This window comes from Anabaena sp. UHCC 0451 (assembly GCF_034931405.1).
Taxonomy (GTDB): Bacteria; Cyanobacteriota; Cyanobacteriia; order Cyanobacteriales; family Nostocaceae; genus RDYJ01.
This window is the reverse complement of record NZ_JAYGHA010000011.1, coordinates 1-21,578: the sequence shown is the minus strand read 5'-3', so window position 1 is coordinate 21,578 and position 21,578 is coordinate 1. Positions and strand designations below refer to the sequence as shown.

At 39.1% G+C, this 21,578-nt stretch carries 19 protein-coding genes; 8 read left to right on the top strand and 11 right to left on the bottom strand.

Going from position 1 to position 21,578, the window contains the following annotated elements; translation table 11 throughout:
• Window positions 1-60 precede the first annotated feature (60 nt).
• The 3 genes from VB694_RS09475 to VB694_RS09465 all read left to right on the top strand — a co-directional run bounded on the left by VB694_RS09475 (window position 61) and on the right by VB694_RS09465 (window position 3,944).
• Window positions 61-297 carry a hypothetical protein gene (locus VB694_RS09475; RefSeq protein ID WP_323360066.1) on the top strand — a complete coding sequence of 79 codons (237 nt, stop codon included), beginning with the start codon at window positions 61-63 and terminating at the stop codon, window positions 295-297.
• A gap of 193 nt (window positions 298-490) precedes the next feature.
• Complete coding sequence (ppc, locus tag VB694_RS09470) at window positions 491-3,550, top strand: phosphoenolpyruvate carboxylase (RefSeq protein ID WP_323360065.1); 3,060 nt, start codon at window positions 491-493, stop codon at window positions 3,548-3,550.
• Between the two features lie 142 nt (window positions 3,551-3,692).
• Complete coding sequence (locus VB694_RS09465; RefSeq protein ID WP_323360158.1) at window positions 3,693-3,944, top strand: hypothetical protein; 252 nt, start codon at window positions 3,693-3,695, stop codon at window positions 3,942-3,944.
• Between the two features lie 96 nt (window positions 3,945-4,040).
• Here VB694_RS09465 and VB694_RS09460 read toward each other — a convergent pair whose 3' ends face one another.
• Window positions 4,041-4,424: a hypothetical protein gene (locus tag VB694_RS09460; RefSeq protein ID WP_323360064.1), complete on the bottom strand. Its 384-nt coding sequence runs from the start codon at window positions 4,422-4,424 to the stop codon at window positions 4,041-4,043.
• 211 nt (window positions 4,425-4,635) lie between these two features.
• On the opposite strand from VB694_RS09460, the gene VB694_RS09455 reads away from it, so the two are divergent.
• Window positions 4,636-4,941 (top strand): DUF4090 family protein, encoded by a 306-nt coding sequence (locus VB694_RS09455; RefSeq protein WP_323360063.1) that lies wholly within the window; start codon window positions 4,636-4,638, stop codon window positions 4,939-4,941.
• A 72-nt stretch (window positions 4,942-5,013) separates the two neighbouring features.
• Here VB694_RS09455 and VB694_RS09450 read toward each other — a convergent pair whose 3' ends face one another.
• Window positions 5,014-6,459: a DUF3370 domain-containing protein gene (locus VB694_RS09450; protein ID WP_323360062.1), complete on the bottom strand. Its 1,446-nt coding sequence runs from the start codon at window positions 6,457-6,459 to the stop codon at window positions 5,014-5,016.
• Between the two features lie 158 nt (window positions 6,460-6,617).
• Between VB694_RS09450 and VB694_RS09445 the strand changes: the two genes are divergently transcribed.
• Together VB694_RS09445 and VB694_RS09440 are read left to right on the top strand one after the other, a co-directional pair.
• Window positions 6,618-7,007: a hypothetical protein gene (locus VB694_RS09445; protein ID WP_323360061.1), complete on the top strand. Its 390-nt coding sequence runs from the start codon at window positions 6,618-6,620 to the stop codon at window positions 7,005-7,007.
• On the top strand, window positions 7,007-7,339 hold the full coding sequence (locus VB694_RS09440; RefSeq protein ID WP_323360060.1) for a hypothetical protein: 333 nt from the start codon (window positions 7,007-7,009) through the stop codon (window positions 7,337-7,339). The genes VB694_RS09445 and VB694_RS09440 overlap by 1 nt, the downstream gene beginning before the upstream one ends.
• A gap of 156 nt (window positions 7,340-7,495) precedes the next feature.
• Here VB694_RS09440 and VB694_RS09435 read toward each other — a convergent pair whose 3' ends face one another.
• The 4 genes from VB694_RS09435 to VB694_RS09420 form a co-directional block, all read right to left on the bottom strand.
• On the bottom strand, window positions 7,496-8,056 hold the full coding sequence (locus VB694_RS09435; protein ID WP_323360059.1) for a Uma2 family endonuclease: 561 nt from the start codon (window positions 8,054-8,056) through the stop codon (window positions 7,496-7,498).
• A gap of 98 nt (window positions 8,057-8,154) precedes the next feature.
• A complete protein-coding gene (locus VB694_RS09430) occupies window positions 8,155-8,586 on the bottom strand; it encodes an NUDIX hydrolase (RefSeq protein WP_323360058.1) in 432 nt (143 codons plus the stop codon).
• Window positions 8,587-8,604: 18 nt separating this feature from the next.
• Window positions 8,605-9,057, bottom strand: coding sequence for a DUF3531 family protein (locus VB694_RS09425; RefSeq protein ID WP_323360057.1), 453 nt, complete (start codon window positions 9,055-9,057; stop codon window positions 8,605-8,607).
• 159 nt (window positions 9,058-9,216) lie between these two features.
• Entirely contained in the window at window positions 9,217-10,149 is a 933-nt protein-coding gene (locus VB694_RS09420; protein WP_323360157.1) for a Sll0314/Alr1548 family TPR repeat-containing protein, read from the bottom strand.
• A gap of 112 nt (window positions 10,150-10,261) precedes the next feature.
• Here VB694_RS09420 and VB694_RS09415 point away from each other — a divergent pair, with 112 nt between their 5' ends.
• Both VB694_RS09415 and rsmG read left to right on the top strand, forming a co-directional pair.
• Window positions 10,262-10,930: an energy-coupling factor ABC transporter ATP-binding protein gene (locus VB694_RS09415; protein ID WP_323360056.1), complete on the top strand. Its 669-nt coding sequence runs from the start codon at window positions 10,262-10,264 to the stop codon at window positions 10,928-10,930.
• A 58-nt stretch (window positions 10,931-10,988) separates the two neighbouring features.
• Entirely contained in the window at window positions 10,989-11,738 is a 750-nt protein-coding gene (rsmG, locus tag VB694_RS09410) for a 16S rRNA (guanine(527)-N(7))-methyltransferase RsmG (protein ID WP_323360055.1), read from the top strand.
• Window positions 11,739-11,787: 49 nt separating this feature from the next.
• On the opposite strand, the gene VB694_RS09405 is transcribed toward rsmG, so the two are convergent.
• The 5 genes from VB694_RS09405 to VB694_RS09385 all read right to left on the bottom strand — a co-directional run bounded on the left by VB694_RS09405 (window position 11,788) and on the right by VB694_RS09385 (window position 21,223).
• Window positions 11,788-13,353 (bottom strand): HlyD family efflux transporter periplasmic adaptor subunit, encoded by a 1,566-nt coding sequence (locus VB694_RS09405; RefSeq protein WP_323360054.1) that lies wholly within the window; start codon window positions 13,351-13,353, stop codon window positions 11,788-11,790.
• A gap of 122 nt (window positions 13,354-13,475) precedes the next feature.
• Window positions 13,476-16,484 carry a peptidase domain-containing ABC transporter gene (locus VB694_RS09400; RefSeq protein WP_323360053.1) on the bottom strand — a complete coding sequence of 1,003 codons (3,009 nt, stop codon included), beginning with the start codon at window positions 16,482-16,484 and terminating at the stop codon, window positions 13,476-13,478.
• A 101-nt stretch (window positions 16,485-16,585) separates the two neighbouring features.
• A complete protein-coding gene (locus VB694_RS09395) occupies window positions 16,586-17,317 on the bottom strand; it encodes a peptidylprolyl isomerase (protein ID WP_323360052.1) in 732 nt (243 codons plus the stop codon).
• A 494-nt stretch (window positions 17,318-17,811) separates the two neighbouring features.
• Complete coding sequence (locus VB694_RS09390; protein WP_323360051.1) at window positions 17,812-19,959, bottom strand: FG-GAP-like repeat-containing protein; 2,148 nt, start codon at window positions 19,957-19,959, stop codon at window positions 17,812-17,814.
• Window positions 19,960-20,443: 484 nt separating this feature from the next.
• On the bottom strand, window positions 20,444-21,223 hold the full coding sequence (locus tag VB694_RS09385; protein WP_323360050.1) for a COP23 domain-containing protein: 780 nt from the start codon (window positions 21,221-21,223) through the stop codon (window positions 20,444-20,446).
• Between the last annotated feature and the right edge of the window lie 355 nt (window positions 21,224-21,578).

The following is a 21,578-nucleotide window of genomic DNA, read 5'->3' as shown; positions in this document are numbered from 1 at the left end:
TCTTCTGAACATTGAGTTTTGCCTCTATTTTACTCATCTCCCCATTACTAAGAATTAGCAATGTCACTTGTAACCCAACACCCATCACCCAATCCGGGATTAAATCTGATTTTGTTTAGTATTCCCCAATCTTGTCTTTTACAAATAGCTACAGCATCTATGCTACTGCTACTTGTAGCCGACAAGGCAACTGGTCAGGCACTGGCAACTTTAGGCACAGCCAGTGAAGAAGTATTTCGAGGCGATCGCCTCCCCATTCTCAACTTCCCAGATCAACAGGAACTAAACCAAAGCTGACAATTACAACAGCGGTGAGCAGTAAAATCCTCTTGCTGCATGAGGAAAGCACATAAATTGTGTACTTCATGTACCTGCAATACGCTGTATACATAACCTTTATCGGTTCTGGGTAATCATCATCGAGCTAGAAATAGCAACCAGTAAAAAACTAGAATTGCAAACAGTAATTGGCTTTAATAGAGCAGAGAATATGGGTTCCCTTTTATACTCTTCATCGCCAACAGCGAATATCTACCCCATGTCTGAAAATTTTTACTTACGTCATCGTCTACAGGTCGTAGAGGAATTGTGGGAGTCGGTTCTTAGGCAAGAATGCGGCCAGAAAATGGTGGATCTATTGCGGCAGTTACGCGATTTGTGTTCACCAGAAGGACAAGCTACAAATGATCAAGCCGCCTCCGCTGTGGAATTGATTGAACAGCTAAATATTAACGAAGCGATTCGTGCGGCTCGTGCATTTGCTCTTTATTTTCAGCTAATTAACATCATTGAGCAGGAATACGAGCAAAAACAGCAATTGACCCGCTATTCTGATTCAGGCACTATAGATCAGCAAAATCTTCCCAATATTATTTATTCGACTAACCAAAGAGAAGATGAATTACCTGTCACCAAGGCGTTAGAAGCAGACGTGGTGACACAAAGTTGGACGGACACTACCCCAGTTAAACAAAAGGGTACATTTGCGGCTCTATTTCCCCTGTTATTCAAACTGAATGTACCACCTCAGCAAATTCAACGGCTGATTTCTCAACTTGATATCCGCTTGGTTTTCACTGCACATCCTACAGAAATTGTTCGTCATACGATCCGCGATAAACAACGCCAAGTAGTAGACCTCCTCCAACAACTAGATAGTTTAGAAAATCGTTCTGGTGGTTATCCTTGGGAAGCCGCAGAAGTGAGAGAGCGGTTGTTAGAAGAAATTCGTTTGTGGTGGCGTACAGATGAACTGCATCAATTTAAACCTACAGTGCTAGACGAAGTAGATTATGCTCTGCACTACTTCCAGGAGGTGTTATTTGATGGTATTCCCCAACTTTATAAACGCATCAAATACTCCCTAGCCCAAACGTTTCCTTGGTTAGAACCACCCAGTACAAATTTCTGCTCTTTTGGTTCTTGGGTCGGTTCAGACAGGGATGGAAACCCATCGGTAACACCAGAAGTAACTTGGAAAACTGCTTGCTATCAGCGCAAGATGGTTTTGGAAAGATACATTAAGTCAGTGAAGCAACTGATTGAATTATTAAGTGTGTCTATGCACTGGAGCGATGTGTTGCCAGATTTGCTGGAGTCGCTAGAGTTAGATCAATCTACTTTGAGTGATGTGTATGATGCTCTGGCTTTACGTTATCGTCAAGAACCTTATCGGCTAAAGCTGGCCTATGTACTCAGAAGACTGGAAAATACCAGCGATCGCAATCTGGCTTTATATAAGCGGGAAACTCCCACAAATGAAGATGCTCCCATGTACCGTTCCGGGGCTGAATTTTTAGCGGAACTGCGATTAATTCAACATAACTTGACAGAAACAGGTTTAAGTTGTCGAGAGCTAGAAAATCTGATTTGTCAGGTGGAAATTTTTGACTTTAACCTCACCCAGTTAGATATTCGTCAAGAATCATCTCGTCACTCGGATGCACTCAATGAAATTCTGGAATATTTGCAAATTTTACCCCAAGCTTACAACGAACTATCGGAAGATCAAAGGGTTGCTTGGTTAACGGGAGAACTGCAAACCAGACGGCCGTTAATTCCGGCTGAATTACCATTTTCGGAAAAAACTAATGATGTAGTTGAAACTTTCCGGATCGTGCGATCGCTACAACAAGAATTTGGCCTCAACATCTGCCAAACTTACATTATTAGTATGTGTCGGGAAGTCAGCGATGTTTTGGAAGTTTTGCTCTTAGCCAAAGAAGCAGGTTTATTTGACCCGGCTATAGCTGTAGGATCAATTCGAGTTGTACCGCTGTTTGAGACGGTAGAAGACTTACAACGGTCTAGAAGCGTCATGCGACAACTGTTTGAACTCCCCCTTTATCGAGCTTTCTTAGCAGGTGGCTATGAGGCAATTAATCCAGAACATACCGCTCCATCTTCCCAGCCTCCCAACTCCCCCTCTTCCCTCATCCTCAACCCCAACTTACAAGAAGTGATGCTGGGGTATTCTGATAGTAATAAAGACTCTGGTTTCTTAAGCAGTAACTGGGAAATTCATAAAGCTCAAAAATCTCTTCAGAAAATCGCTGAAGAATACGGCTTACAATTGCGAATTTTCCACGGTCGCGGTGGTTCTGTCGGTCGGGGTGGTGGACCTGCTTATGAGGCGATTTTAGCTCAACCAGGACACAGTATTAATGGACGCATTAAAATTACTGAACAAGGGGAAGTTTTAGCTTCTAAATATTCCTTGCTAGACTTGGCTTTGTATCACATAGAAACTATTACCAGTGCAGTAATACAAGCTAGTTTGTTGCGAACTGGGTTCGATGATATTGAACCCTGGAATGAGATTATGGAAGAATTAGCTCATGCGTCGCGTCAGCATTATCGCGCTCTTATCTACGAACAACCTGATTTTATCGACTTCTTCCACCAAGTTACCCCAATCGAAGAAATTAGCCAATTGCAAATTAGCTCTCGTCCAGCACGACGACCATCTGGTAAAAAAGATTTAAGCAGTTTGCGAGCTATTCCTTGGGTATTTAGTTGGACACAAACCAGGTTTTTGTTACCTTCCTGGTATGGTGTGGGTACAGCCTTACAAGAGTTCGTAAATGAACAACCGGAGGAACACCTCAAATTACTCCGTTATTTCTACGTTAAGTGGCCATTCTTAAAAATGGTAATTTCTAAAGCAGAAATGACCTTGGCTAAAGTAGACATGGAAATGGCGCGTCATTATGTACAAGAATTGTCTAACCCAGAAGATAAACCCCGGTTTGAGAAAGTGTTTGAGCAAATTGCTAGTGAATTCTATCTCACCAGGGATTTAGTCTTAAAAATTACTGGACACCAACGACTTTTAGATGGTGATCCTATTTTGCAGCGTTCAGTACAGTTACGTAATGGAACAATTGTACCGTTAGGTTTTATCCAAGTTTCTCTGCTCAAACGTCTCCGACAGTATAAGAACAGTAGCACCCCTGCTATCATTCATTCCCGGTACAGTAAAGGTGAGCTACTACGAGGAGCATTATTAACTATTAACGGTATTGCCGCAGGAATGAGAAATACAGGTTGATGGGGAGATGGGGAGATGGGGAGATGGGGAGATGGGGAGATGGGGAGATGGGGAGATGGGGAGATGGGGAGATGGGGAGAAAATTCTTTACCTGTTACCTGTTACCTTAACCTTATTTCCCAATCACCAATCACCAATCACCATGACTAAGAAACGCATCCTAATTTGTACTGTTGTGGCACTATCATCCGGCTTTTTTGGTGGTTTGACTGGTGGACAAATTATTTCAATGCTTCATAATCAAAAATGCCAAAATCAAACTTGGGGTCTGAAAATGATGTGTAATGCTTGGGTGACACCAGGGGCAATTTGGCAAGGTAGCATTGCCGGAATTTGGACAGGTACAATATTAGGGGCGTTTGTTAGCGGTTCAATAACACGCAAAATTTATTAGTTAGGTAATTGGTAATTAGGAAAGAAGGGTACAGGGAAGAGGAAACAGAATTTTTGACTTTTGACTTTTGACTTGATTCTCCCCAGTCCCCAGTTTCTATTCCCTTTGGGTGGTAGAGGATTGTAATTTGCTGAAAGATTGCCAAGTATTTGTGCTGGTATCAAAACACCGCCAATTTCCCTTTCGTTCGTCTTTGTAGCAAAATAAAGTGCGATCGCGATCTTCAAAGTTATCAGTTAAAAAATATACCATTCCTCGAAACGGATAAGTTTTACGACTCAGGCGCTTTGCTACAGCTTGATTCGGACATTCAACAATAAAAACTGATTCTCCATTGATTTGAGCGAGGGAGAAAAAGCACATCCGCAAAATTGCTCTCAGCCAGCTTTCAGAATTCTCGAAGTAATCATCGATAATTTTGTTAGTTAGAGCTTGTTCGAGGCTGCGGTCTTTGTTGCGAGGAGTTTGGGCATCAGACATAGCATCACCTAAAATGGCTATACCGCTGGTTTGAGATTAAACTAAAATTTCCCAAAGTGGCAAGTGTGGGGGACTGGGGATTGGGGATTGGGGATTGGGGATAGGTGACAGGTGACAGGTGACAGCGAAGAGGTAGGGGAGTAAGGGGAAGTTAATAACCCAATGCCCAATGACCTGGTAATATATACTTATACTTTGAGAATATATCGCCATGACTACCGAAATTAATGTAGGCAATCAAACTACCACAGGTGCTGATGCTATTGATGTAGCGATCGCACAAGGAATTGATTTTGACGGTTCTCCTATTCCCACTGTTAAATTAGATTTATATAATCAGGTTATGGGTTTAGAAGCAGGTAGACAACGCAGTGGAGTATCTAATACTATGCGTTCTCGCATCGTTCGCATTGGTGCCAAGCATATTCCCCAAGCCGAACTAGACCAAAAGCTGGTTGATGCTGGTTTTGCACCTTTGAAAGCAAAAGAAATTGCCTTTTTCTACGGTAGCAAGTAATTTTTGTTATTCATGCTTAGATCCCAACTTCTTCAAGAAGTCGGGTATCTTGTTAACCTGATAGTCAATAATTTAATTCTCCAAAGTTCTCACCGTCACCACTTGCGGGGGTGTAGAATCAGGTGGATAAATTACATCTAACTGCATCATGCGTTTAGTCCCAGGTTTTAACACCACTTTCACCAAAGGATCTAAAACCTGGCCTGTACGATGCCATAAATGTACATAGCGCGTTTGTTGCTTACCATCATCATCTGTATATTTTAGCCGCACTGTACCCCGGAAAAAGGGAAAATCTAAAGACGGTTTTCTAAAACGCACACCTTTTTGAGATAATTTATCTTCTTTCAATGGAGTTTCTAAAGTAACACTTACAGTTTGATTTTTATTTGTATTATTACTTAAAGGCAGACTCAAATTATATTCAACTCCATAATTTCCATGTGCTTCATAAGCTGTGTCGGGATAGCGTACCAACATTTTTGCAGTTTGGCTTTGTTCAGTTCCTAACCTACCACTCCGTAAAGTTGCGATCGCATAGGAAATTGCTTTACCAGGTTGGGGAATAGTCAAAGTTTGGGTTTTTGGGTTATCCGCTAGATTTGCTTTCCAAGTCGCACCCTCCGATACACCAGCGACACGTCCGTAAATCAATTGACCGCCTTTAACATCAGGTGGTGTAGGAGTTTTATCCCTTGGTCCTGCAAAATTACCATTTTTTAATAAATTTTGCCATTCGGCTAAAGTTGGCGCACGGTCAGTACCATCAGTATTTTTCTTAGCAAACATAGCTAAACTAGCGGTATAAACTTTACCACTACTACGCAAACGGAAAAAGCTAGATCGACCATTTACAGGTTTTTCTAAATTCCGCACGGGGATAGGATGGTTTAATAACATCCGACTTCCCCCAGCCGGAATGACCAATTTAGCTGGAAAATCTTTTTGACGTACTCCCCTCAGTACATCAGCTACCGCCCTATTTCCTGGACCTGCAAAAGCTTTACCATCGTTATTTTCAACATAGGGCGCTAAGGTTACAAAAGGCGCATCGACCATTAAATAACTTGCACCTTGTAAAATATCCACAGTGATAGCTTTTTTACCAGGGTTCTGTAAAATTACACCCAAATAAAGGGTTTGCAAATCTTTGGGAGTGTGGGTATAGTGGTGAGCAAATAAATCAAATCTTCCTTGAAAGGGAAAATTCAAATGTGCGGCGGGAACTTTTTTATGATTAGGTGTAAAAGTAGAAAGTAAAACCCCTTCAGTTTTTACCCATTCTGGACTGTTGCTGTTAAAAACGGGTATTTTGTCTAGGCTACCAGGTAAAGGACGAATTTCTCCATCTTGAACTATTTCTTGAAATGCTGGTTTAGTTAACGTTTGGGCATCTGCTGTATTTTCGCTATCATTTGAATTGAATGTTGTACAGCCAATGCTTTGGGTAATCGCAAGTCCTGATATGAGTATGAATACAGGTTTGATGAGTTGATTTTTTAGTTGACTAATTTGCATAAGTCTGATGTTCCAGAAAGCTATGGTCTTGAAAATATGCAGTTATAGATACAGGTTCTGAAAAGCGGATTTCTGATGATCATAAATGCTATATTCAATTTTCTATAAGTAGGGTAAATTTAAAGTAATCTTGGACTTTCGACTCAGGAGTTAAATTGATGGATATACTCATTGAATCGACAAAGGATTTTGAGAAGGATTTAGAACAGTTTACAGATACGGAAAAATTTAGAATTATTAAAGAAATGAATCGTAATTTTGAACTTATCTCATCTGAAAATAATTCTTTTTATGAACACAGTGAACAACTCAGAAACATCAAACTAAATCATGACTATGATTCTACTATATATTGTTTAAAAATTAATGAGCAGCAAAGAATAATTTTAACTATTGATGATGATCCTATTTTTGGATGTATATTAATTACTTTATTTAGAATAGTTAATCATGAAAATGCCCAAAAAGCCTATAATGCTGTTGCGGAAATGATTTATCAAGATTTCACAGTGGAAGAAAATCAAGATATAGAAATTCCTTGTTGTTAATGGCACAAATTAAACCTCTTCTAGATGAATATGGTGTGATTCATGAAGCGATGAATATTTTGCCAGAGGATTTAAAAATTGATTTTCTGGAAGCTTTAGCTGAGTTGGAAGATAATGAATGTCACAGAACAAGAACGTTTCCAAAAACAAGATTACATAAGGTGACGGGTATTAAACAAGCTATTTATCGTGCGGATATTGATAAAATATCAGGTTGGCGTATTCATTTACAATATATTGATGGAAAAATTCATCTCAAAGATATTATCGGTGGTCAACATCATGATAATGTGATGCAAGTGATTAAGTTGAAAAAAGATAGATACGATTAAAAAAGGAGTCAGGAGTAGTAGGGGCGAAGCATTCGGAAAATAGCCTTGGACAAAAATTGATAATTGGTCGCCCGAATGCTTCGCCCGTAGAGGAGTCAGGAGTCAGGAGTCAGGAGTCAGAATATTTTAAATCATAAAATCTGAGGTTAAAAATCTCTATCCTAAAATACTATCAACTTTAATTTTAATTTCAGGAAATACGAGGATATCTAGAATTTCACCACGTTGAAAGGTTTTGATTTCACTATAACCATTTTCTGTAGGTTGACGATAAACGATGATTTTTTGTTCGATGATATCAACTAACCAGACTTCTACAATACCATTAGCTGCATAAAGAGGAATTTTGATATCTCGATCATATTCAAAACTACTATCTGCAACTTCTATTAATAAAAATGTATCCTGTGCTTGAGGATGTCCAGATTCATAAAAGTCTGCACGGGGTTTAAGTAGTGATATGTCTGGTTGGGGTTCTGAAAGATTATCTAAAATTATTGGATTTTGTACAGCAACAATTACTCTTTTACCTAGTAAATCTGAAAAAAGAGAGTTTAACCGATTTACACAAGCACTATGTTTTCTTCCAATGGGTGACATTTCAATAATTTCTCCGTTGATTAATTCCACTCTATCATCTTCTAAAATGATACCAGCTTCATTCATTTGATGATATTGTTCAACTGTGAAACGTCTGGTTACTAATTGAATAGACATAATTCACTCTCTTTATTAATGCTATTTGTTAATTATAGCAATTATGGTGGTTTGAGGAGATAGATCCCCAATTTATTGGATAATTCGGGGAATTGAGTTTACAAATAATCAAAAAAGACTTCTGGGACTAATCTTAATTCTCCTGATTTAAATTTGGCAATATCTATCCATAAAGCGCGATGTTTTTTTTCTGGTGTTTCCGAAAATGTTAAACTTTCGATTTGGTAAAATTTGGGATCAGCAAAATCGCATTGATAAAGTTGAATAATTTCGTGTCCTTGTTTACCGTCGAAATTAAATAGATTTTCGATACAATTCAAGTAGAGAATGTTGGTTAAATCGGCTTGAATTTCTTCTTGAAATTCTCTCTCTAAGGCTATAAGACTGGTTTCACCAAATTCTACACCACCACCTAAAGCGCGGTAAAATGTTGATTGTTTGGTGGGATCATATCCTTCAGAAACAAATATTCTGTCACCATCTCTTATTAATGCTAAGACTATGACGCGAATTTGACATGGTTTATTCATTGTTGCTATTAGTTACTATTAATTATCGTAAATTGAATAGGCGCGAGTTTCACTATCTTCAACTGGCCAATTTTCGTTTTCACCACCGATATATAAGGCTTCAATGGTGACGTATTCTTCACTTAATTGAGTGAGGGCGTTGATGAGAATATCTAAGGAAATGGCATCACTAGTTCCTAAATCAAACCAACACCTGCCCCATTCTCCTTCATATTCAAATTCTCCCATGTTGTGCATCAAAGCCAACAGGCTTTTATCATAACCTTTTGGATCATAATCCATGTAGCTGATTTCTAAACCAGTGTCTTGCACTTGCAAATTTTCGGCGTTAAATCCACCTAATTTACCTATATAAAACCAGGAATTAAAAACTTCTTCTATATATTGTTTTTCACGTTCAGAAGGATTGTTGCTGAACTTCAACCAAATCCAGACATCAAAAGGATTAACTTCGCGGAATTGAATGTGCATTTTTGGGGATTGGGGATTGGGGATTGGGGATTGGGGATTGGGGATTGGGGATTGGGGATTGGGGAGAAAATCAATAATTACGAATTTCCTTCTCCCTGTTCCCTGTTCCCTGTTCCCTGTTCCCTGTTCCCTGTTCCCTTTTTTCTTAATGACTAATTATCATATATTATTGAGACGTTTTGTAGCCTGGTTGCGTTCGTATTCAATTTGTTTAACTAAACTAGCAGGAAGTTGGGATTTTTTGGTTAAAGCTTTATCAAAATTAGCGATCGCATCCTTAATTAAATCCTGGCTTTTTTCTTTTTTACCCTTTTCATGGAGAATTTGGGCTTTGAGATAATAAATTTCTGGGTTGTCAGCAGTTGTTTTTAAAGCCCGATTAACATAATCTAAAGCTTGGGAATATTTCTTTAAATCCCGATATGCTAAAGCAATACCCCTCTCTACTAAATATCTCGGTGCTGCATTTTGTTCTAGTTCTTCAATCGCTTGATCTGGACTAACAAAAGGTAAATTAACGGCTAACATTAAATTCATATAGCCCCGAATTAAGTTTAACTCTGGATCATTAGCATTGATCGCTTCTGCTTTGTTTAAATATTCATAAACTTTTGTCAACCGACTCAACGCTTTTGACGCACCATTGACATTTCCTTCTCGGAGAAGAATGACTGCACCCTCTAAAAAGTTACCTACACCAGTGTATAAATTTCCCCGTAATGGATCACTAGCCATCAGCTTTTGTCCAGCTGCTAAAGTCTGTTTGCCGTACTTATTTAAGCTGACTAAATCTTGATTACCATAAGCTAAAGATGCCTTCAGCGCATAAGCTAAAGGTTCATCTGGTTCATCGGAAATGGCTTTTTTAAGATAATCTGCTGCTGCTGGATAATTTCCCTGTTGGAAAATGGCTTGAAAAGCTGCTTCAGTGCGATCGCCAATTTTATGGGGTGCGCTATTCCGAAAGGGATCACCAGCTAATGAGGGGTTTATCCATAAATTTAACGCTATAGTAGTAGCAAAAGTTACTTTAGCAACTATAGGAAATTGAAAAAACATTGTTAATTGAGGAATTAAAAACTGTTTAGACATAGGAATCACCTGAATAATTACGGTTGAATTTGTCATCAGTTTTACTTAAAATGCAAAAATGACACTTGCGTAAGTCCTAAGTTATTCACTGACTTTTTGCTAATTTTAACAAATGCTCTATCTTAGAAATCTAACTTATCATCCCACCGCTTGTCCTTCAGCAATTCTCAAATCTATTAACCTGGAATTACCACCCCAGCAACTAGGTTTGATTATCGGTCCTAGCGGTTCAGGTAAAAGCACCTTATTAGAAATTTTATCAGGACTGGCTGAACCTACCTCTGGTGCAGCTTTTTGGAGAGAACAGCAACTAATAGCCGAACAACTACAACAACTGGCGGGGATAGTCTTTCAGTTTCCCGAAAGGCACTTTTGCGGTGGTACAATTTTAGAAGAATTGCGTTTAGGTCATCCCGAATTAGGAACTGAGCGAGTTCACCAAGCATTAAGCGAAGTGGGATTAGATCATTTATCACTTTCTGCATCACCTCATGCTTTAAGCGGTGGACAACAAAGACGTTTAGCTTTGGCGGTTCAATTAATTAGACAACCAAATTTATTACTTTTAGATGAACCTACAGCAGGTTTAGATTGGTCAATGCGTCAACAATTAGTAAATTTATTAGCAAAATTAAAAAAAGATTGGACTTTATTAGTTGTTACGCATGACGCTGGGGATATGTTGCCAATAGCAGACCGTTGTTGGACTTTAAATCATGGTGTTTTAGAATCGGTTGATCCGAAAACATTAGAAAATAAAATTACAGCAGCAGTGAAGTGAAAAATCAAAAATTTTCTTATAACCCAGATTCCGCACACAAACAATTGATTAAATAAACATGAATTTAGAATCTGTATCTAGTTTACCAGAAATGCTAGAAATTTGGCAAAAAACATTAAATTGGCAACCTACAAATCAGCAACAAAATCAGTTTGAAAAACTTTATCAATTAATTATTGAAGGAAACCGTAATTTTAATTTAACTCGCATTACTGAACCTGAAGAATTTTGGGAAAAACATCTGTGGGATTCTTTACGAGGAGTTGCACCAAAACAGCATTTTATTGATTCTCTTCATCAAGGTGCATCTATAATTGATATTGGTACAGGTGCAGGTTTTCCTGGTGTACCAATTTCTCTGATTTTTCCCAATTGTCAAGTAACTTTGTTAGATTCTACTCTCAAAAAAATAAATTTTATTGAGACATTATTAAATAATCTTTCTCTAACCAATGCTAAAACTATTGTGGGGAGAGTAGAAGAAATTGGTCAGGAAAATCAACATCGTCACAGTTATGATTTAGCTTTAATTCGGGCTGTAGGTACAGCTTCTGCTTGTGCTGAATATAGTCTACCTTTGGTAAAAAAGGGTGGTTTAGCTGTAATTTATCGAGGAAATTGGACAGAGGAAGAAAACCAAAGTTTAGAAAATGCGGTGAAGCAGTTAGGTGGAAAAGTTGAATTAATTGAAGAATTTACAACTCCTTTAACTAACAGTATTCGTCATTGTTTATATTTGCGAAAGGTAGGAAATACACCTGTTAATTTTCCTCGTGCAGTAGGTGTACCAAAGCAAAAACCTTTGTAAAATGAGGTAGGGTTTTAGCATTGCTAAAACCCTCCTAAATTATGCTGTATTAACGTACCTCTTTCAAGCTATCAACTTGCTTGGTAAACATCTCTGTAAATAAACTCAATACACTTCTTTCTTCACGGACTTTAATATTAGCAGTAATCGACATACCAGACTGTAAGGGAATGCTTCTACCTTGAGCTACTATGCTTTGTTTATCCAAACTAACTCTGGCTGGAAATCTATAAAATTGATGAATTTGATCTGGTGGTAAAGCATCTGAACCAATATCAATTACCTGACCTTTAATATCTCCAAACTGACTAAAAGGAAAGGAATCAATTCTCACATCGACTTTCATCCCTTCCCTGACAAATCCAATATCTTTATTGGTAATAAATACATCAGCAATATATTTATCATTGGGGACAATTTGTAATAATGTTTGTGTAGCATTAGCAACAAAACCAGAATTTTTAGCTTGCATATCAAATATTATCCCCCCTACAGGAGCGCGGAGTTCTTGATATCTGACATTTAATTGTGTCTGGGAAATCTTACTATTAATATCTGCTAATCTCTGCTCATTATCCAGAATAATCCTCATGAATTGGCTATCAATTTCTGCAATTCGCTTTTTATTGTTAGCTATCTGATCTAGAACATTTTTATCAGTAACTGCTACTGTATTTGTGACTTGCTGCTGTCCTTTTTGAATATCAAACTCAAGGCGTTTTTCTTCTTCAAATAATTGCTCTATTTCTGCTTTGAGAGTTTGTACTTGCTGTTGTTGATTCAAATATTGCAGTTGGGAAATTCCTCCTTCGACTGCTAGAATTTTGAGTTTATCTAAAATACCTGCTTGAATTAATAAACTAGCTTGATTATCTTTTCTTTTTACTATTGTCTGCGAGAGTTGTTTTCTGATTTTTTCAACTTCTAATTTAGCCGCCGCAGACCGGGAATCTAACTCTGTTTTAGCAGCGATGAGAAGTTGTTGTTCATCAATTCCGTTACCAACATCTGGTGTTGTGTTTCTTAATTGAGAACGCAGTAATTCATTTTCTGATACTAAGGATGCTCGACTTTTGAGCAGAAAAGCTGATTCTGCTGGCAAGTTACTACGTAAAAAATCTAATTCTGAAGCAATACCTGTGCTTGCTCCCATGAGACGACGATAAATATCATTTTCTTTGGTTAACGCAACACGAATCTTATTTAAGGAACTTAATTCAGCGAGGGTAGCAACTGATTCAAATGTTAAAAGCAAGTCTCCCGCTTTTACTTCTTGTCCATTTTTCACATAAACAGATTTGACAACGCCACTAATGGGAGCTTGTACTTCTTTAACTGTTCCTTCTGGCTTTAATTGCCCTGTTGCGGGAACTACTTGTTCAATTTTGGCCAAATAAGCCCAACCAATCCCAAAACAGGCTACAAGCATCAGAGTAACCATAATGGTACGAGACCAAACAGGTGATTGACGTAAGACTATAGATTGTTCAAAGTTATCTTGATAGGCAATAGTCGAAGACTCTGTTTTCGCTTTTTTGGGAGGTGCAAGCAACCCTAGATTTTGTTTTTTACCGTTGCCGTTGCCGTTAATTTGATTACCATTAAGTTGAGTCATAACAATTTTAGGTTTGAGGTTTCAGATTGGATATTGAAAATTTATTAAGTGCTAATACAGATTTATTATTCAGTTATCAATTGTTAATTAGTTTCATCAACTGATAACTGAAAAATAACTAATTACAAATTGACTTCTTGCTGTTGATAGAGGTAGAAATAATGACCTTTAGCAGTCATTAATTCTTGATGGCTACCTTGTTCTATCACTCGACCACCATCCATGACAACAATTGTATTAGCATTACTCACGGTATTGAGACGGTGAGTAATAAAGAAGACGGTTGTTCCTTGAAATGCCCTAGCTAAATTGAGGCATATTTGTCTTTCGGTGGGATAATCTAAGGCGCTGGTGGCTTCGTCCAGGACTAATAATTTGGGTTTTTGCAAAATGGAACGAGCGATCGCAATTCTCTGTCTTTGTCCCCCAGAAAGGTTTGACCCTCTTTCACCTACTCTAGTGTTATAACCATTAGGCAAGTTCATGATAAATTCATGAGCAACAGCAATCCTGGCAGCTTCAATAATCTCTTCAGTTGTGGCATCAGGATTTGTTAGGGCAATGTTTTCTTGAACTGTGCCATCAAACAAAAGTGGATCTTGAGGAACGACACCAATTTGTCTACGCACAGAATAAAGTTCTACTTTGCTGACATCGTAACCATCAATTAAAATTCTGCCAGACTCGACGTTATAAAGTCTCAGCAGTAATTTCATCATTGTGCTTTTACCTGAACCGCTTTGTCCCACAATCCCGACAAATGTACCAGCGGGAAAATCAAGACTGACATTGTTGAGTTGCAGTGGTCCACTAGGTGCAAATCGGAAGGAAACATTTTCATATTTAACAGCCCCAGAAATGCCGGGTAAGGGAATGTTATCTCTGTCTGCTTCTGCTTCTTGGGGTGTATCGACAATATCACTTAATCGTTCTAAAGATAATCCAGTTTCTTGGAAGTTTTGCCAGATTTGAGCTAAACGTAAGATGGGACTTGTAACGTAACTGGAGATAATTCTAAAGGCGATTAATTCCCCTAAAGTTAACTCTCCTTTTAATACTAAATAAGCTCCCACCCACAGAACTAATAAGCCACTGAGTTTATTGAGAAACTGACTAGTTGAATTAGCTAAGGTGGAAGTAATGACTGTTTTAAAACCTGCGGACACAAATTTAGCGTAACGTTCTTGCCAGGAAAAACGCGATCGCAATTCAATATTTTGCGCCTTCACTGTTTGAATACCTGACATCACCTCAACTAAATAAGATTGAGTTTCCGCATTGCGTTCAGCTTTGGCTCGCAACTGTCGGCTCACGGTGGGGGCAGCAATTAATGTAATCACCACAAATAACGGAATTGTTCCTAATCCCACTAAAGTCAGTTGCCAACTATAAAACAGCATCACAATGATATAAACCACCGAGAATACTGCATCTAATCCCACTGTTAAAGCCGTACCTGTGAGAAACTGACGAATATTTTCTAATTCATTGACACGAGTTGCCAGTTCACCTACCGGTCGGCGTTCAAAATAGCGTAATGGTAATCTGAGTAAGTGGTCAATAATTTGTGACCCTAAACTCATATCAATGCGGTTAGTAGTATCTACAAATAAGTATGTTCGCAATGTAGTGAGAATTGCTTCAAATACACCAACTGCTAATAGTAAAACTCCTAAAATATTCAGGGTACTAATACTATTTTGAACGATGACTTTATCAATGATTAACTGAATAACAAGGGGATTAGCTAAGGCTGCCAGTTGGACGAAAAAGGAAGCTATAAATACTTCTATTAAGACTCGACGGTAACGTGACAGATATGGGAGAAACCAGCTTAAACCAAAGCGTTGTTGTGGTGTTTCTTGAGTCGCACTGAATAATAATACCCTCAGTTGCGGTTGCAAATTTGTTTCTTCAGTTTCTATCTCTTCCAGTAGTTTGGCTGGTTTACAATTAATAATGCCTTTTGATGGCACAGCTAAAACTACTGTGTTTTCTTCTACTGCATAGATGACAGCATAGCTATCTCGATATTGAATTAGTGCAGGTGTGGGAATGCGTGTAATTGCCGCAGCAGGAACATCTACTAACTGGGATTTGAGTCCAATTAATTCTCCTAAATAAGCGCAAAGCTGAAAAGATATCCCACCTTGGCGTTTAATGTTGTCATTTAAAATCCGACGTACTACTTCTTTTCTCAAGGGGATTTCTAAATGCTTGGACAGCATTTGAAAACAAGCTAAGGTGGAATTTATTTCGCCTTGTCCGCGAAAAAATGGGTATTTCTGATGCTTTTGCTTGATTTCTGGTGTCGGTGTGGCTGAGGGGACAACTTCTTCAGTTTTGGCGTAGGGAATCTCTAACTGATCTGTGATTTGTTGTTGATGATCATCTGTCAGTGCTGCTTCTAGTTGCTCTTGATTCAGAAACGATATGTTGGCGGGATTGATACCTAACAAACGTGCAGGACTGCTGCCTGTTACTTCTAAAATATCTCGATTATTAGTAGATTCTAACTGAGAACCAGGGGGAAAATTAGCTACTGTACCACCACCACTAACGAGCCAGATTTTATCACTTTCCAGTTGTGTTAAGGAGGATCTTCCTGGTGGTAGGTAATGGATTTTCGCTCCTGATAAAACTTCTTGGCTAATTTCTTTGATATTTAAATTAGCATTAGCTTGTTGAGCTAATAATGGACTGAGAACATCAAATACTTCTATGATGTGACTACGGTTTTGACGCTCATTAGCAAAGCCTGGATTTTGAAAAATCAGGCTTAAATAATCTGCTGTACTGAAGGTTAAACAGATGACTTCAGTAGATGCGATCGCTGTTTCACAAGCTATCTGCCGCAACAAACTAATTTCGCCAATTATTGCTCCCGGTTCTAGTATTTTTAAGGTAACTGGTAATTGAGTCTGGGGGTCATATCCTAATAATCTTACTTTCCCTTCGTAAAGAATTGCTATGCGGTCGGGTAGTTTTTCTTTACTAATTATTTTTTGACCTATGCGGTAGCGTAAAGCTTGCTGTTGTGATAGTAAATTATTTCGTTCTGTTACCGATAGTTGTTCAAATCCGGCAACGGTGGCGAGAAATTCGGCAAAGGCGTTATTACTATAAGTCATGTTTATGAAAGTTAATTAATTTACTGTTATCTATGGGTGAGTAATTGACTTGATCAGGTACAGAAACTAGGACAGAAACCCTTTAGCAGTTCAGGGCTATTTTAATCTTCTGACTGCTTAATTTGCCAATTTTGTGCAGCTACTTGTGTTTGCAACCAACCCTGAAAACGTTCATTGAGTAACCTTTGCCGTAAATTACGATCCAACTGCGCCGGTAGTAATTTTTCTAGGCGCACAATTACTATCCACTCTCCTATTTGAGTCGGTGGTGAAAGTTGCTGTGGTTGGCTCACAGACAAGACTTTCGTTAATAATGGATGAAGAGATTGTAATTCCACAGGACCGACTAAACCATCTGTTTGGGCTTCAGGACCTTGGGCGTATTGTCGTGCTAATTGAGCAAAAGACTCTTCCCCTTCTTGGATGCGGAAATATATTTCTTGGGCTATACCAATATCAGAAGTGGTTATCAGGGAATAGATAACTCGATCCAGTTGGGGTTTGCGTTGGTAAAAGTAAGAGTCTAAATCTTGTCCCCAGGTAGCTTCTTTAAACTTTTCCAGTTTGAGTTGGCGCAGAGCAATATTATTTAACTGCTCGGAACTTATTCCCTGTTCTTGTCGCCCTTGATATTGTTGGGCTAACTGTTCACAAGCGAGTTGCTCTTCTTGTGGCGTACACTCAATTTGGGCGATCGCTTGGTCAATGACTACCTCTTTAAGAAATGGCGATACTAGTTGGTATTTTGCCAGTAATTGTAGGACTTCTGGGGCTGTGAGTATGCGATCGCTTCGCTCGCCGGAGGCATCGCCAAATTGCAGAACTGGATTCATATCACTTGTAAGCAGGTTTAGCACCTTTATAGATTGTTGTTAAAAAAATAGTATCAACAGATTACAGCAAGTTTATCTGCTGGTTAAGATCATGTAATATTTTGCACCTTATTCCCTTGCATTTAGTTTTTTGTGCGTAGCTGGTTACTGAACATCGTGGTATAAAGCGAGTATACTATTGTTAGTGCTAGTAACAGTAGCGTCAGTATTTAGAGATATCGTACCAAATTATCATAATTTTTGGAAATTGCAACCTCAAACTGCCATTAAGTCAAAAAGCTGAGTAATTTAGCCTGTAAGCACCAGCTATTAATTTTTACATCTGTGGTTAAAATAGGTTCTGTAATTTTAAAAAAATTTAAAACGCAAAGGGTAAAGGAAAATTACACAGTTTTCCTTTACCCTGATGCTTTTATCTACGTCTTCACTATTGATCAACTAAACAAAATACCAGACCTACAAAAAGATGCGTAGTACGGGTAAGTGCTTTAGCTTTAGATAATAATCACAATGTCCGTATTATTGATAGCAAGCGTTCCTGATAAAGTTGCCAGCTGGATACTAGCTCCAGCACCATTACCATCAGCATCAAAGAACAAAGCACCATTGCTAGTGTTGTAAATGAATCGATGGGCAGCATTACTGGCTGTAGTGATACCTGCACCAGAAACGAAAGCTGAAGCATCTAAAACACCAGCAACTAAACTACCACCAAAACCAGTGTCTGATACTTCAATCGTGTCATCAATACTTGAAAAGTTTTGAATTGTATCAATTCCTTCATTCGGATTATTAAATCGGAAAACATCGTTACCGAGACCACCAATTAGCAGGTCATTACCTAAACCACCAACTAGCAAGTCATTACCACTAGCACCAAATAGAGTGTCGTCACTAGCACCACCAAATAGGGTGTCGTTACCAGCACCACCATCAAGGCTGTCGTTACCAGCGGCACCAATTAGGGTGTCGTTACCACCAAAACCACGCAGTATATTATTGCCAGCAGGATTAGCGACGATCCTGTTATTTAGGGTGTTACCGCTACCATTGAGAGCGGTTCCACTCAAAATCAGGTTTTCTAAATTGCTTGCTAATGTAAAATCTACCGAGGATCTAACTGTATCAGTACCACCACCAGCAGCTTCGACAATAGTATCAATCAAACTATCAATGATATAAGTGTCATCCCCAGCACCACCAACCAGAGAATCAGTGCCGATACCACCAACTAGTGTGTCGTTGCCGTCTCCACCAAATAAGGTGTCGTCACCAGCACCACCTCTAAGCGTGTCGTTACCAGCACCACCTGTCAGGGTATTATTGCCACTATTGCCGTATATCTCGTTATCCAGGCTGTTACCTGTGCCATTGATATTAGCACTTCCATTCAAAATCAGATTTTCTATGTTGTCTCCCAAAGTAAAATTCACAGAGGAAGTAACCAAATCTATACCACCACCAACATCTTCGGTAACTGTGTCACCCAAATCATCAACTTCGTAACGGTCATCACCAGCACCACCAACCAGAGAGTCAGCGCCTGTACCACCCTTGAGCAAGTCGTTGCCAAGACCACCAAATATGGTGTCATTACCACCACTACCATTGAGTGTGTCATTACCATCTCCACCTCTGAGGAGGTTATTCTGTCCATTGCCGACAATGGGATTCCACAGCACAGAAACAGTGTCGTCAAGTTCGTTGGCCACTACAATGTCAGGGGAACTATTGCCATCTAAGTCGGCTACAGCTACAGCACGAGAACCATTGCCCACATCATAGTTAGTAGCAGCACCAAATGTACCATCGCCATTTCCTAATAGCACGGAAATGTTATCATCCGCACTGTTTGCTACCACTAGGTCTAAATCGCCGTCACCGTTGATGTCGACTATTTTAACTGAGCGGGGTTGCGCTCCCACAGCAAAAGAAGTTTCAGTAGGATCGAAAATTGGCGCACCAGACAATAAATCTGTACCAGTCCCGAAGCGGATGTAAACGTTGGGGTCACCACTTCTGACTAGTGCCAAGTCTCTAAAACCATCACCGTTCAAGTCACCGAGATCAAGGCTACGGGTAGTCCGACCAATTGTATATGTGAAAGGAGTGGGGTCGAAAGTACCCAGTGGTCCGAATTGATCACCCAAATAGACTGAGACATCATCATTGTCAAGTGCGCCTGCGGCTACGTCTAGAATGCCATCATTGTTGAAGTCTCCTAATGCGATCGCACTCAGTCCATCAGGAACAGCAAAGGGAGAACCTGCGGCTGCGCTAAAAGAACCACTACCATTGTTCAGAAGAATTGAGATATCGCTGGCGGGAGATGTGTTGGCAGGATTTAAAATGAGTTCAGGCAGATCAAAATTTGCTGTTGCTATGTCATCGTCGCCGTCCCCGTCGAAGTCTCCTACAAATACGTTAATTGGATTAAAAGTTGATCCCACAGGCACGGTAGAAGCAGTAAAACCACCGACTCCATCACCTATTAGGACTGTGACAGTTTTACTTGCAGGGTTTAGATCACCAGCGTTTGCTACTACTAAATCTGGAATGCTGTCTCCGTTAAAGTCTCCTACAGCTACAGAATAGGGATTAGTACCGACTGTAAAGTTGCTGGGAGTGCTAAATGATGTCATTATTGTTTCCTTGTAAATTTACTACACAATGTATTTAAACTTAAAACTGCTTTATCTGTCCAGATCATGATCACTAGGACTAAGATAATGTAACTTTAGCCTCTTGGCAAATCTTGCATTTTTTTTACTTGTCACCAATCAGTGTAAGCTAAAAATACTGAATTTTTGAGAAATTAAATGCAACTTTTATTAAAAATTTATAATCTTGATGCCAAAAATTAAGCACAGAAATAGCCTCCTTGTAAATACTTACAAAGAAGCCGAAGCTAAATTTGTTCATAATTGCTTTACCGCCAAAAACCTAGTCAATAATACAGTTTATGTAAGGATTCAGAATACAGAATAGCCTACGGTAAGACTACGCTTGCATGATAAATTCAGGCTTTTTGAATCGATATTGATAATTCTTGAAAAATTTGCTCATCTATACTCCTGAATATCAGCAAATATTCTGATTTTTGAGTTCTGAATTCTTAGTATTTGATTATCTGAATAGTCGAGGATTCAAAATAGTACGGTTTTGGGGTGGGGACTGACGACCAATTGATACACCATTTCTTAGGTTAGTAGCTGTACCACCATCTTCGGGTGCTAAGAAGGGTTTTAAATTAATACCATTTCTGGAGGAAGTAGGGCGATTATTAGCACCACCAAGAAGTGTACGACCTAAATTGTATAATTCATTTACTCCTCCCTGACCACGATTGGCATAGGTGTTAACAGCCGTGGTTTGCTGTCCGTTGTCGGCGCTGGCTAGGTTGCTGAAGATACTACTACGGATAGTTTGGGGGTCTTTATTCCGTGGTACTGTCAGCAGAATGCGACAACCAGGATTAGCTTCTGTGGTTACGCAGATAATATTTTCGTTGTTTTCTCTGGCTATTTGCAATTCTTGTAAGCCGTCTGGGCGGTATAATTCTAACCGATTAGCGATCGCCTCACAACGATTTTGAGCGGTCCAACCACCACCTAAAGCTTGCGGTGCAGCCCAAGCAAAAAATTGACCTTGTCGGCTTTGGGGTTGATACATGACTGTATATTGACCGTTGTAATATTGACAGCTAAATCTGGTGCTGCTGTCTATAGGAGTAGTAGAGGTTGGTGGTATATTGGTGGGTGAACCTGATGGTACTGTTGTAGTTGAGCCTGATGGTACTGTGGGAACAACAACACTATCGCTTTGAGCAAAGGCTACGGAGTTACCAATAAATAAGGACATGATCAGACTACTTGAAAGTAAAAACTGACGTGATTTTGATGACATAACTTTAGATAGCTCCAATATATCTTCTTACCTCCAGTGACGAAGAATTTGATTTTTAGTTCATCTGAAAATAGTTAATTTTTTTATTCTTGCTAAAATTGCTACGTCACCTATTGCATCACTACTAGTAGTAAAGTGTATATGCTCGTTTTTTTCTATTAATTAGAGTATAGCCTGGCGACTAGAAGTCGCGGCTATACAGACAAAACCCACCTCCGTGGGTTTCAAACCCTTGATTTTTCATTAGTCCACGCAGGTGGTGAGACCAGTCCTGTAGGCTGATTTCCCGCCGTAGGGAACTTGCAAAAAGATGGATACATTCATTAAACTAGGTTAGTTAGATATGATGCCTTTA

What these genes read in the sequence shown, in the direction of transcription:
- VB694_RS09475 (WP_323360066.1), top strand. Translation starts at nt 61, where the DNA reads ATGTCACTTGTAACCCAACACCCATCACCCAATCCGGGATTAAATCTG.
- ppc (WP_323360065.1), top strand. Translation starts at nt 491, where the DNA reads ATGGGTTCCCTTTTATACTCTTCATCGCCAACAGCGAATATCTACCCC.
- VB694_RS09465 (WP_323360158.1), top strand. Translation starts at nt 3,693, where the DNA reads ATGACTAAGAAACGCATCCTAATTTGTACTGTTGTGGCACTATCATCC.
- VB694_RS09460 (WP_323360064.1), bottom strand. Translation starts at nt 4,424, where the DNA reads ATGTCTGATGCCCAAACTCCTCGCAACAAAGACCGCAGCCTCGAACAA.
- VB694_RS09455 (WP_323360063.1), top strand. Translation starts at nt 4,636, where the DNA reads ATGACTACCGAAATTAATGTAGGCAATCAAACTACCACAGGTGCTGAT.
- VB694_RS09450 (WP_323360062.1), bottom strand. Translation starts at nt 6,459, where the DNA reads ATGCAAATTAGTCAACTAAAAAATCAACTCATCAAACCTGTATTCATA.
- VB694_RS09445 (WP_323360061.1), top strand. Translation starts at nt 6,618, where the DNA reads ATGGATATACTCATTGAATCGACAAAGGATTTTGAGAAGGATTTAGAA.
- VB694_RS09440 (WP_323360060.1), top strand. Translation starts at nt 7,007, where the DNA reads ATGGCACAAATTAAACCTCTTCTAGATGAATATGGTGTGATTCATGAA.
- VB694_RS09435 (WP_323360059.1), bottom strand. Translation starts at nt 8,056, where the DNA reads ATGTCTATTCAATTAGTAACCAGACGTTTCACAGTTGAACAATATCAT.
- VB694_RS09430 (WP_323360058.1), bottom strand. Translation starts at nt 8,586, where the DNA reads ATGAATAAACCATGTCAAATTCGCGTCATAGTCTTAGCATTAATAAGA.
- VB694_RS09425 (WP_323360057.1), bottom strand. Translation starts at nt 9,057, where the DNA reads ATGCACATTCAATTCCGCGAAGTTAATCCTTTTGATGTCTGGATTTGG.
- VB694_RS09420 (WP_323360157.1), bottom strand. Translation starts at nt 10,149, where the DNA reads ATGTCTAAACAGTTTTTAATTCCTCAATTAACAATGTTTTTTCAATTT.
- VB694_RS09415 (WP_323360056.1), top strand. Translation starts at nt 10,262, where the DNA reads ATGCTCTATCTTAGAAATCTAACTTATCATCCCACCGCTTGTCCTTCA.
- rsmG (WP_323360055.1), top strand. Translation starts at nt 10,989, where the DNA reads ATGAATTTAGAATCTGTATCTAGTTTACCAGAAATGCTAGAAATTTGG.
- VB694_RS09405 (WP_323360054.1), bottom strand. Translation starts at nt 13,353, where the DNA reads ATGACTCAACTTAATGGTAATCAAATTAACGGCAACGGCAACGGTAAA.
- VB694_RS09400 (WP_323360053.1), bottom strand. Translation starts at nt 16,484, where the DNA reads ATGACTTATAGTAATAACGCCTTTGCCGAATTTCTCGCCACCGTTGCC.
- VB694_RS09395 (WP_323360052.1), bottom strand. Translation starts at nt 17,317, where the DNA reads ATGAATCCAGTTCTGCAATTTGGCGATGCCTCCGGCGAGCGAAGCGAT.
- VB694_RS09390 (WP_323360051.1), bottom strand. Translation starts at nt 19,959, where the DNA reads ATGACATCATTTAGCACTCCCAGCAACTTTACAGTCGGTACTAATCCC.
- VB694_RS09385 (WP_323360050.1), bottom strand. Translation starts at nt 21,223, where the DNA reads ATGTCATCAAAATCACGTCAGTTTTTACTTTCAAGTAGTCTGATCATG.